We start from the raw sequence: 12,170 nt of genomic DNA on the forward strand, positions 1-12,170 counted from the left end.
CTGGTCGGCGTGGTCAGTGAGACCGACATCCTCGACTTCTTCCTCGATATCATGGGCTGTGGGTTGGAGAAGACCACCCGCATCGCGGTCAGCCTGCCCAACAAGGCCCGCGCCCTCGCAGGACTCCTGCACAAGATCAACGATGCCGGCGGCTATATCGCCACCGTCGTCTCTCCCGTCTCCCATATGGATAGCCCACAACGCGTTGCGATCGTGCGCTATATTGCGGATGAACCAAAGGCACTGGATGAGCATCTTCAAGAGATCGGTTATGAACTGATCACTGAGGTTTTAGCAAAACCCTGAGCGTACAACCTGACATAGCCTCTACAGAGGCTATGTCATCCACTGTGACTCCGTGTTAACAGGCTGATAGAATCACCCGATTCCAAATCAGCTGATAACAGAGAAACAGTGGCCAACAACCCTTTTCAAAGACAACTCAAATCCATCCTGGACGGTTTCCGCAAGGAACCACCCAGTCGAACCCCTTCGCTGGTCGCCACCCTGTTTGGTGATGTGGTGGAATCCCATGACCGGGAGATCTGGCTTGGCAGTATTACCGCCCTGCTCGAACCACTTGGAGTCAATGAAAGATTAGTGCGGACAGCAGTTTACCGGTTGGCGAAGGATAACTTTGTTGAAAGCACCAAGATTGGGCGCAAGAGTTACTACCGGCTCACCGAAAAAGCACGCCGCAATGTCGGTCAATATGATCAACTGATCTACTACCCATCAAACAAGCATTGGGATGGTGACTGGACACTGGTATTTACAGGCACCCAAGGGATCAACGCCAAGCAGCGGGCCAAGCTAAGAAAAGAGCTCACCTGGCTGGGGTATGGCATCATCGCACCCAATGCCTATGGTCACCCCACCGCACCGATCAGCCCAACCCAGGCAATTCTCGATCGTGTTGGTGTAACCAACCAGGTCGTGGTCCTGCGTGCCCATAATTATGATCCGATGTACGGACTAGGGACAAAGGGTATGGTGCGTCAGTGTTTCAAGCTGAGTGATCTGGAAAAAAAGTACGCCGCATTTATCAAGCATTATCGATCGCTGGCAAAGGCGCTGCAGAACACCAAACAGGTCGAAAATGAAGATCCAGAACACTGTTTCATGCTGCGAATCATGCTGATTCACCACTATCGACGTATCCTCCTGCTCGATCCAAAATTACCCGCTGAGTTGCTGCCTGACAACTGGTTGGGTCAGCAGGCGCAGGATCTCTGTGCTGCAATCTATCGGCCTCTGGAGGCGATCTCCGAAAAGCACATCCTGGCCTTGTGTGAAAACCAGGCTGGCCCATTCAGGCAGACATCTCCCCGTTTCAGAGAACGCTTTACGGCTTGGTAAAGAAACCTCAGCCTGAAACGGCAAGAGTTGGCGCAAAAGAAGGGGTCAGAGTCAGGCCATGTGAGCGAGTCAAAAAATGTCACTAGATAAGTAGACGGCCTGACTCTGACCCCTGTGATATGCGCAGTGAAATGGCAACCCTCTGAAACAAGCAGCCGCCAGGCAATTACATCAGTCGATTCGCTGCCGGTGTTTCCGGCAACTGCTGTTCAAAAAAGCCCTCTGTATGAATCAAGGATTCCTTGGCTCCGAGCTGTTTAACTGCTGCTATACAGGCATCGACAAACTCCGGACTGCCTGCTGCATAGATACTGTGTTGGGAGAGATCAGGGAACATCTCTGGAAGGACTGCGGGTATCCGGCCGGTTAAACCTTCGCCCTCTTCCTGGGTCAGCGTGCGGACAAACTTGAAATTTCTGTGCTTGGCCTGCCACAAGGCAAGCCGACCTGAATCATACAGATCAGCATGGGTCGGCGCCGAGAAAATGACGGTTACCGGTTGACGATAACCCCTGCTCAACGCCGCCTCTGCGAGCGCCATAATGGGTGCCAATCCAGTCCCTGCCGCAAGACAGAGCACGGGAGTTGCAGCCGCAGGGTCGCCGATAAAGGTCCCGTAAGGCCCGGACAGTTTGATGCGATCGCCCACCTTCAGATGATCATGTACCCAGCAACTGATCCCGCCATTCTCTACACGCGCAATCTGCAAGGTGATCTCACCATCTGGCCGAGAGGCATTTGCAATTGAGTAGGCACGCGCCGGCATCTTGCCTTCGGGGTGATTAAGCTGCACATACTGACCCGGCCAGTAGCGTAGCGGTTTACCGACCGGACGCAGTCTCAACTCAACAATTCTATGGGTGCGCTCAATACGCTCGATCACTACAAAGGAGACATTTTCCCGAGGCGGGAACAGCTTGGGCTGAGCATCCTCGGTTCCCCACTCTATCTCCAGCAAATCCGACAATGGCTTGGCCATGCACATCAGACCAAAACCCTGCTCCCGTTCTTCCTGGGCCAGCGCCATATCCAATACCATGCCTTGGTCAAACTCGCCCTCCCTGACCTTGATCTTGCATTCACCGCAAGCGCCAGCACGGCAATTATTCGGCAGAGCATAACCCGCCTTCTCCAACGCGGAAAGAACGGTCTGTCCCTGCTCGCAGTCAACTTCATGGCCAGAGGGGTATAAACGGATTTTCTTCATAAGCGGACCATCTAATAAAAACCGGGAGGTTTAATCCTCCCGGTAATAAGGAAAGGCTTAGAATATCGGAATGATCTCTTCCAGATCAACGTCCAGAACCTCTTGCCCGGTAATACCCACTTCAGGGATAGCGGGGAAAGGAATGTCGTAGCGATCCAGCACACCTTTCAGGTTCAACATGGCATTACGCCAGTTCTCCAATTTTGCCTCTGCTGTTGGAATACCGAACCCGGCATTGCGGGCGATCTCCTCCGCTTCACGTTGTGTGGCAATGAAGTCATCGGGCAAATCCCAGAACTCCATAGGAGGCTCATACAGAACCGCTGAGAGAAACAGGTAGCCCGCTCGAATCTGCTTGGTGATAACAGACTTGTTTTCATCTTGCAGGCCCGGGTAATCACGCTCCATCAACGCCATGCAGATCGCCATGTGACGCCCTTCATCACGACCGATATTTTTAAATGCCTCCTGGAATACCTCTTCTTCACAGCCCTTCGCCATCTGGTGGAAAATGGTTGCAGCCGCAATTTCACCCATCAGGAAGGAGCTGAACAGAACAGCCAGACTGTACTTGGGCACGGCCTTTTTGTAGCCATTCCAGTAACGACCACCGTTAAAATAGAGCCACTTGGCATTACGTTGCAGCTTTTTACCCAGCTCCGTTTTGGGGGTATAGGTCAGTGCATCGGGATGATCCAGCAGTTTAGTGATTGCGAGACCACACATCTGCTCGTGGTTCTGCTCATCTCGAACGACAGAGAAGAAACAGCGACGAACGGGGTCCTCTTCATGATCTTCATAGGTTTTGATCAACGCTTCCGCAAACACCGGGGGAGCAGAGGCATCAAAAACTGACAGCAGGGTCCACCAGTAAGCGATTGACTCACGCTCTTCCCAGCTGTACTGGTCAGGATCGAAGGTGTCCCACGAAAGTTTTTCCGGATCCCAGGTCTCGCGTTGCGCCGCTTCCCACACCTCTTGCATCTTGGTGGTTTTGCGCACCCAGCTCAGGGGATAGATATTGGGCTGTGGCGTCTCGGGTGGAAACTCCATCTTGCCTGCAAACCATTCTCTCTCACTCATCGTTCTCGCTCCTCAACTCTATTCTGTAGCCACACAGTAAAACCCTATCTGGGTAGACAATCTCGATGCGACATCGTGCGCATGAGTAGACCATACCAATCTCTTCATTATGATACAATATATTTTTGAAATTAATTTATTTTGTATCGCTTTAGATTGCTCAGCATATAGCTCAAACGGCTGATTTCTTGGCTACCAGGGTCAACACATCATAGGTTGCCACCAGATCACCATGCTGGTTCTTCACTTGGCAGTCCCAGCGCACTTCACCGTACTCCTCATTCACCCGGGGAACTTTCTGCTTACAGGTAAAGGTCACCTGAATCGAATCTCCAGGATTAAGTGGTGTGAGGAAGCGCAAATTCTCAAGGCCATAATTAGCCAGAACAGGCCCGGGTGCCGGATCCACGAACAGACCCGCAGCGGCAGAGACAATGAAATAACCATGCGCTACCCGCCCTTCAAAGAAGGGGTTAGCCTTAGCCGCCTCTTCATCCATGTGAGCATAGAACTTATCCCCACTGAACTCGGCAAAATGCTCGATATCGTCAAGGGTGATAACCCTGGTATCAGAGATAATGCCCTCACCAATCCGCAGCTCTTCAATAGTTTTACGGAAGGGGTGGACCGTATCTTCAATTCGGCGCGCACCGGGAATCCATTTATCCGTCACAGCAGAGAGCGTGGAAGGCGAACCCTGAAGCGCAACACACTGCATATAGTGTAGTACACCGCGGATACCACCCATCTCCTGACCACCACCGGCACGCCCTGGTCCGCCATGAATCAGGTAAGGCAGGGGCGAGCCATGCCCGGTAGACTCTTTTGCACAATCCCGGTTGGCAATCAGTAGTCGACCGTGCCAGGCACCCAGTCCCATCACCATCGCCTTGGCGAATTCGTCATCATAGGTAAAGATTGAGCTGACCAGGCTGCCCTGCCCCATTCGACTGATCTGCACGGCCTCAGCAACATCACCATAGGGCACTACCGTACTGACAGGGCCAAAGGCCTCGATTTTGTGTACTTCCGGACTGGTCAGGGGCTGGTCACAATAGAGCAGGATTGGTTTCAAAAAGGCACCGCCATCTGAGGCAGACGAAGCGGGATCACCATAGACGATGTCACAGGAGTTGGTGAGCTCGCCCACCCGATCACGTACCTCGGCACATTGATCACTGCTGGCAAGGGCACCCATGGTGACCCCTTCATCATCGGGATTACCGACGATGACCCTGTCGAGTCTGACCTTCAGTGCATCAATCACCGCATGTGCCAGATGACGCGGCACGATGGCACGGCGAATGGCGGTACATTTCTGCCCGCACTTCACTGTCATCTCTCTTACAACCTCTTTTATATAGAGATCAAACTCTTCAGTTCCGGGTTCTGCATCAAGCCCAAGGATAGAGGAGTTGAGTGAATCGGCCTCCATGGTAAAGCGAACGGAATTATTGATAATCGCCGGGTGCTGGCGCAACATCAGGCCGGTCGAGGCAGAGCCGGTAAAGGTTACGGCATCCTGACAGGTCACATGATCCAGCAGATCACCCACACTGCCACTGATCAGCTGCAGAGAACCTTCAGGCAGAATCCCCGACTCGATGATCCGCTGCACCATCAATTCAGTCAGATAGGCCGTCTGGCTGGCGGGCTTGATAATAGAGGGAACACCAGCAATAAAGGTGGGCGCCAACTTCTCCAACATCCCCCAACAAGGGAAGTTAAAGGCATTGATATGGATCGCCACACCTTCCAAGGGCAAATAGACATGCTGACCGACAAAGGTTCCCTTGCGTGACAGGATCTCGGGATTCCCATCAATATAGATCTGTCCGTTGGGCAATTCACGACGTCCTTTGCTGGAGTAGGCAAACAGGGTTCCAGTACCACCCTCTATATCAATCCATGAGTCTGAACGGGTCGCACCTGTTGCCTTGGAGAGTTCATAGAACTCCTCCTTGCGTTCCTGCAGATAGAGCCCAAGCTCCTTCAGCTTGATCGCACGCTGATGAAAACTCAGCGCCCGCAAGGCGGGACCACCGACTTCACGGCCATATTTCAACATGGCGGCATAATCGATTCCCTTACTGCTGATCTCAGCGACCGGCTCTCCGGTAATCGCACTTTTCAGCACAACCCCTTTACCTTCACCCTCTATCCAGGCACCGCAGGCATAACTCTTTAAACGCATCTTCAAACTCCTCAAACCCACCAGGGGTCCGCATTCGATCTATTGATGTTTTTAACTCGCCACGAATTAAACCGCTGTTGCCACCACCCTCTATGGATAAAGGCGCTATGATCAAGGAACGGTTTAATCCAAGCACAAACTCCTGTGCCGGATAGTAGCCCGTAATCTAATACGATACAATTTTTTGTGTTTTAATTTTTTTTCTGTAGCATTTTATGATCAACCTGTGATACAACATATCTCAAGATTGGAGAGGCACACCCTGCAAATTGACGCGGCCTTAATTAGCAACCTAATACCTTAAAAATAATCAGGCTGTTTGCCGTCTTAAACGACAGTGAGGAGAAGAGATGACAGGCTATTCAGACATTGTAGTGGATTCCCCAAAAAGCGGCGTTCAGCACATCAGACTGAATCGCCCGGAGGCACACAATGCACTGCGCACTGCATTACTCGGTGAGCTGGCCAATGCGCTGTCCGTAGCCGAGCAAGATGACCAGGTCCGTGTAGTGGTAATAACAGGATCAGAAAAAGTCTTCGCTGCGGGCGCTGATATTAAAGAGATGGCTGATCTGAATCCTGTTGGGATCTGGAAAGATAAACGCCCACAGCATTGGAACAGTATCAAGGCATTCTCAAAGCCTGTGATAGCCGCCGTTAACGGCTACTGCCTGGGTGGTGGTATGGAACTGGCAATGAGCGCCGACATCATTATTGCCAGTGAGGATGCCCAGTTTGGACAGCCCGAAATCAACCTGGGCATTATTCCCGGAGCTGGCGGCACCCAACGACTGATCCGCTCAGTGGGCAAGGCCCTGGCCATGAAACTGATCCTGAGCGGAGAGTTCATCAAGGCGAGAGAGGCCCTATACGCAGGGTTGGTCGCCGAAGTCACCCAACCAGAACTCACCCTCAAAAGAGCCACGACACTCGCCAAAACCATTGCCAGTAAATCGCCGATCGCCGTACGTGTGGCGAAAGAGGCGATCCTTGCCGCCTATGAAACACCACTCAGCCAAGGACTAGAACTGGAGCGTAAGGCGTTTCTTTTTCTCGCTGCTACTGAAGATCGTCAGGAGGGCATCCAGGCCTTCATGGAAAAACGCCCCCCACAATTCAAAGGTCTATAAAGAGAACATCATGAGCTACAACAATATCCTATTCCAGGTAGAGAGTGGCATCGCCACATTGACCTTAAACCGACCTGACAGCCTGAATAGCTTTACATCAGAGATGCACAGCGAAATCCGTCAGGCACTGAAACAAGTAAAACAGGACGCTACCATTCGCTGCCTGCTACTCACCGGTGCTGGTCGTGGTTTTTGTGCCGGACAGGATCTGAATGACCGTGCAGTGGCGCCCGGTGAGGCGATGCCGGACCTGAGTCAATCGATCAAGCAGAACTATAACCCGCTGGTACGTGCACTCATGACCCTGGACAAGCCGGTGATCTGTGCCGTCAATGGCGTGGCGGCGGGGGCCGGAGCCAATATCGCATTGGCCTGCGACATCGTCTTGGCTGCACGCTCAGCCAATTTTATCCAGGGTTTTTCCAAGATCGGCTTGATACCTGATTCTGGTGGCACCTGGACCCTGCCTCGATTGGCAGGCCGTGCACGCGCCATGGGCATGGCCATGCTCAGTGGCAAACTCTCGGCGGAACAGGCCGAACAATGGGGGTTGATCTGGCAGGCGGTGGATGATGAAAAGCTGCTGGATGAGGCCAACAGCCTCGCCGCCCATCTGGCAACCCAGCCGACTAAAGGCTTGGCACTCACCAAACGGGCCATCAATGCAGCAGGCGGTAACAGTCTGGATCAACAACTCGATCTGGAATGCGACCTGCAATACATCGCCGGCTGCAGCCACGATTACCGCGAGGGCGTCAACGCCTTCGTTGGCAAACGCAAACCGGAATTCAAAGGGGAGTAACGACCCATGACGGCCTTGAGCACACACCAGACCATCGCTGTCATTGGCGCCGGCACCATGGGCGCAGGCATTGCCCAGATTGCAGCCGCAGCCGGGCATCCGACCCTGCTTTTCGACCTCAATCCGGAAGCAATTGAGCATGGCATTGCCCAGGTCGATAACGGCCTGAAGAAGCAGGTCAGTCGAGGCAAGATGACGGAGAACGAGCGAACCGCACTGCTCGCTCATATTACCCCCGCCACAAAACTGGAAGAGTTAACCGAAGCCAGCCTGGTGATAGAGGCGATCCTCGAAGATCTGGAAGTTAAACAAAACCTGTTTGCCCAGCTCGAGTCCATTTGCGGTGAACAGACAATTCTCGCAACCAATACCTCGTCTCTCTCGGTGACCGCCATTGCCGCCAACTTGGCACGGCCCGGAAATTTGGTCGGCATGCACTTTTTTAATCCCGCACCCGTAATGAAACTGGTGGAAGTGGTTTCTGGGGTTACTACCCACCGACGTGTTGCAGAAACCATCTTTGATACAGCCACCAACTGGGGAAAGCATCCCGTCTTCGCCAAATCAACACCCGGATTTATTGTCAATCGCGTAGCCCGACCCTTCTACGCGGAAGGTATGCGTCTACTTGAAGAAGGGGCTGCTGACGTCACCACCCTCGATGGCATTATTCGCGAAGCCGGAGGCTTCCGCATGGGCCCATTCGAGTTGATGGATCTGATTGGCCACGATGTGAACTACGCGGTGACCAGTACTGTTTACGCAGGCTTTTACTATGACCAACGCTTCCTCCCTTCACTGATTCAGAAAGAGCTCGTGGATGGCGGTCTCTACGGCCGAAAAAGTGGCCAGGGGTTTTACGATTACCGAGAAGGCGCAGCCAAAGCAACAATGGTCAACGCGCCCACAGCAGATGCTCCCAAATCTATTGAGATAGCCGGTGACTTGGGTATTGCAGAACCGCTGATCGATTTATGGCAGCAGGCCGGTATCAAAATAATCCGCAATCAGGGTGAGGGTTGGATCCAGTCAGGAAAAACCCGGATTGCTTTGACCGATGGACGCAGTGCAACCCGCCGTGCCGCTGATGACAACCTGCCGAACACCGTGCTGTTTGATCTGGCACTCGACTTTGCTGAGACACCCCGTATAGCCCTGGCTGCGGGTGATAATGCGTCACAGGAAGCCATCAAACTGGCCACCGGGTTATTCCAAAAACTGGGCAAGAATGTCACTGTCATTGCTGACATTCCCGGCATGGTGGTCATGCGTACAGTCTGTACGATTGCCAACGAGGCGGCTGATACCGTTTTTCAACAAGTGTGTGATGTAGCTGGTGCCGACACCGCAATGCGCAGTGGCGTGAACTACCCGCAAGGCCCATTGGCCTGGGCTGATGAGATTGGCTTACCCCATGTTCTGACGGTCCTGGAAAACCTGCTACAGGCCTATGGCCTGGACCGATACAGAGTATCCCAGCTACTGAGAAGAAAGGTCGAAGGCGGCAACCGTTTCTACGCCTGATAACGCGACATCAGTAAACAAATACGCGAATCCATACGAGACAATGAAAATGAACGATGCCTATATTTTTGATGCCATACGCACCCCTATTGGCCGATTTGGTGGAGCGCTATCGAGTGTACGCGCAGACGATCTCGGTGCGATACCACTCCGGGCGCTCATGGCCCGCAATCCGGATATGGATTGGTCGCAAGTGGATGATGTCATTTTCGGCTGCGCCAACCAAGCCGGTGAAGACAACCGCAATGTGGCGCGGATGTCTGCGTTATTGGCCGGACTACCGATAGAAGTACCCGGTACTACGGTAAACCGACTCTGCGGCTCAGGGATGGATGCCATCAGCATGGCGGCCCGTGCGATTAAAACAGGCGAAGCAAATTTCATGATTGCCGGGGGCGTGGAGTCCATGTCCCGTGCACCTTTTGTGATGCCAAAGGCCGACAGCGCGTTTTCACGCAGAGCCGAGATCCATGACACTACAATCGGCTGGCGCTTTGTTAACAAGCTGATGAAGCAGCAGTACGGTATCGACTCGATGCCGGAAACGGCAGAGAACGTTGCCGAGCAGTTCAACATCTCCCGTGAAGATCAAGATGCCTTTGCTGTGCGCAGTCAACAGCGAACGGGCGTTGCTCAAGCCAATGGCCGACTGGCGCAGGAAATCGTATCCGTCACCATTCCTCAACGCAAAGGGGAAGATTTGATTATTTCTGCGGATGAACATCCCCGCCCCGATACCAAGCTGGAAAAACTGGCCAGTCTTGCTGCCCCATTCAGAGACGGCGGCTCTGTTACTGCAGGCAATGCCTCTGGCGTTAATGACGGGGCTTGTGCCCTATTACTCGGGTCACAAGAGGCCGGCAAACGCTACGGCCTGACACCCAAGGCACGCGTAATTGCTGCCACAGCCGTTGGTGTTGAACCACGCATTATGGGTTTTGGCCCAGCACCTGCGACCCGCAAACTACTCAAGATGACCGACCTAACCCTTGAGCAGATGGATGTCATCGAGCTCAATGAAGCGTTTGCCGCTCAGGGTCTGGCAGTGATGCGTGACCTGGGACTGGCCGACGATGCCGCGCATGTCAATCCAAACGGAGGGGCCATCGCACTCGGTCATCCTTTAGGCATGAGTGGCGCACGCCTGGTCACTACAGCCATGTACCAGCTACATCAAACCGGGGGACGTTTTGCCCTCTGTACCATGTGTATCGGCGTTGGCCAGGGCATCGCCATGATCATCGAACGGGTATAAATCGAACATCAAACAACCTGACTGGGCAAAATAAAATAATCACAACGCCCCATGACAAACCAGTGAAAGAAGAGAGAGGAGCAGGATAGATGAGCCACCCACGGGCCGAATTAGACCCCATAGAAAAAGCCAGCATTGATGAGTTGCGTACTTTGCAGTTGGAACGCATGCAGTGGTCGCTCAATCATGCTTACAACAACTCTCCTTTCTATAGGGCAAGGTTTGATGAGGCAGGCGTCCATCCAGATGATCTAAAAAGCCTGGCCGATCTGGGTAAGTTCCCCTTCACCAACAAGCAAGACTTACGCGACAACTATCCGTTCAAAATGTTCGCTGTACCCAAGCAGCAAGTGGTTCGGGTGCACGCCTCCAGCGGTACCACGGGGAAAGCCACTGTAGTCGGTTACACCCAAAACGATATCGACACTTGGGCCAATGCGGTAGCCCGCTCTATCCGAGCCGGTGGTGGCCGACCCGGCGATACCTGCCACATCTCCTATGGTTATGGCCTGTTCACCGGGGGCTTGGGTGCGCATTACGGCGCGGAACGCCTCGGCTGTACGGTCATCCCTATGTCGGGTGGCCAAACCGAAAAACAGGTCCAGCTGATTGCCGACTTTGAACCCCGCATCATCATGGTGACACCCTCCTACTTCCTTAACATCATTGATGAGATGGAGCGCCAGGGGCTTAATCCAAAGAAGAGTTCACTGGAAATCGGTATCTTCGGCGCCGAACCCTGGACTAATGCCATGCGCCTAGAGATGGAAGAACGCGTGGGTATCGATGCCGTAGATATCTATGGTCTGTCGGAAGTGATCGGCCCTGGTGTAGCTCAAGAGTGTATCGAATCCAAAGACGGACTCACCATCTGGGAAGATCTGTTCTATCCCGAGATCATCGACCCGGTAACGGGCGAGGTAGTTGCCGACGGAGAGCCAGGCGAACTGGTCTTCACGTCACTGACGAAAGAAGCCTTACCAATGATCCGTTATCGGACCCGCGATCTCACCCGTCTGTTGCCTGGATCAGTCCGCACCATGCGTCGCATGGACAAGATTACCGGACGTTCCGATGACATGATGATCATCCGTGGCGTTAATGTTTTCCCTACCCAGATTGAAGAGATCATCCTGACCATGCCCCAGCTATCGCCACATTATCAGCTGGAGCTATACCGGGAGGGTCACCTCGACAAATTGAAGGTTTTTGTTGAGCAGAAAGAGCATATAGGTCTGGACAGCAACCAGCAGGAAGCACTCGCCAACACCCTCTGGCATAAAATCAAATCCTATGTAGGCATCAGTACTCAGGTAATGCTTTGCAAGCCTGGGCAGGTTGATCGCTCGCAAGGAAAGGCGCAACGCGTAATTGATAAAAGACCCAAAAGTTAAATACGTTTTATAACCGTTGCAGGCCATGTATCTGCAACCTAGTCACACTGTAAACAGTGAAATTGAGGAGAGCGTAATAATGAAACTAAAAAAAGCAGCATCGGCCCTGGCGATCAGCGGAGTCCTGGCATTAGGCGCAGGCCAAGCGGTATCGGCGGAGACGATCAAGGTCGGTACCTTCCTGGCGGTGACCGGAGGTGCCTCGTTCCTGGGTGATCCGGA

Annotated in this window: 10 protein-coding genes; 7 read left to right on the top strand and 3 right to left on the bottom strand. The window is 53.1% G+C overall.

Features of this window, described 5'->3' with window-relative positions; all coding sequences use genetic code 11:
• The coding region (locus FHP88_RS19235; RefSeq protein WP_335341595.1) for a hypothetical protein at positions 1-306 on the top strand (306 nt) is incomplete at its 5' end.
• Positions 307-414: 108 nt separating this feature from the next.
• Entirely contained in the window at positions 415-1,359 is a 945-nt protein-coding gene (locus FHP88_RS16875; RefSeq protein ID WP_144360278.1) for a PaaX family transcriptional regulator C-terminal domain-containing protein, read from the top strand.
• A gap of 166 nt (positions 1,360-1,525) precedes the next feature.
• Here FHP88_RS16875 and FHP88_RS16880 read toward each other — a convergent pair whose 3' ends face one another.
• The 3 genes from FHP88_RS16880 to paaZ all read right to left on the bottom strand — a co-directional run bounded on the left by FHP88_RS16880 (position 1,526) and on the right by paaZ (position 5,843).
• A complete protein-coding gene (locus FHP88_RS16880; protein WP_144360279.1) occupies positions 1,526-2,566 on the bottom strand; it encodes a 2Fe-2S iron-sulfur cluster-binding protein in 1,041 nt (346 codons plus the stop codon).
• 57 nt (positions 2,567-2,623) lie between these two features.
• On the bottom strand, positions 2,624-3,649 hold the full coding sequence (locus FHP88_RS16885; RefSeq protein ID WP_144360280.1) for a hypothetical protein: 1,026 nt from the start codon (positions 3,647-3,649) through the stop codon (positions 2,624-2,626).
• Positions 3,650-3,821: 172 nt separating this feature from the next.
• Positions 3,822-5,843 carry a phenylacetic acid degradation bifunctional protein PaaZ gene (paaZ, locus tag FHP88_RS16890; RefSeq protein WP_144360281.1) on the bottom strand — a complete coding sequence of 674 codons (2,022 nt, stop codon included), beginning with the start codon at positions 5,841-5,843 and terminating at the stop codon, positions 3,822-3,824.
• A 350-nt stretch (positions 5,844-6,193) separates the two neighbouring features.
• Here paaZ and paaF point away from each other — a divergent pair, with 350 nt between their 5' ends.
• From paaF to paaK, 5 genes are all read left to right on the top strand, one after another.
• Complete coding sequence (paaF, locus tag FHP88_RS16895; protein WP_144360282.1) at positions 6,194-6,973, top strand: 2,3-dehydroadipyl-CoA hydratase PaaF; 780 nt, start codon at positions 6,194-6,196, stop codon at positions 6,971-6,973.
• Between the two features lie 10 nt (positions 6,974-6,983).
• Entirely contained in the window at positions 6,984-7,775 is a 792-nt protein-coding gene (paaG, locus tag FHP88_RS16900; RefSeq protein ID WP_144360283.1) for a 2-(1,2-epoxy-1,2-dihydrophenyl)acetyl-CoA isomerase PaaG, read from the top strand.
• 6 nt (positions 7,776-7,781) lie between these two features.
• On the top strand, positions 7,782-9,299 hold the full coding sequence (gene paaH / locus FHP88_RS16905) for a 3-hydroxyacyl-CoA dehydrogenase PaaH (protein ID WP_144360284.1): 1,518 nt from the start codon (positions 7,782-7,784) through the stop codon (positions 9,297-9,299).
• Between the two features lie 49 nt (positions 9,300-9,348).
• The gene (pcaF, locus tag FHP88_RS16910; protein WP_144360285.1) at positions 9,349-10,554 is read left to right on the top strand and encodes a 3-oxoadipyl-CoA thiolase; all 1,206 of its coding nucleotides are present in this window, start codon (positions 9,349-9,351) and stop codon (positions 10,552-10,554) included.
• Between the two features lie 89 nt (positions 10,555-10,643).
• A complete protein-coding gene (paaK, locus tag FHP88_RS16915; protein WP_144360286.1) occupies positions 10,644-11,948 on the top strand; it encodes a phenylacetate--CoA ligase PaaK in 1,305 nt (434 codons plus the stop codon).
• The last annotated feature ends 222 nt before the right edge of the window (positions 11,949-12,170 follow it).

This window comes from Sedimenticola selenatireducens (assembly GCF_007625115.1).
Classification (GTDB): domain Bacteria; phylum Pseudomonadota; class Gammaproteobacteria; order Chromatiales; family Chromatiaceae; genus Sedimenticola; species Sedimenticola selenatireducens_A.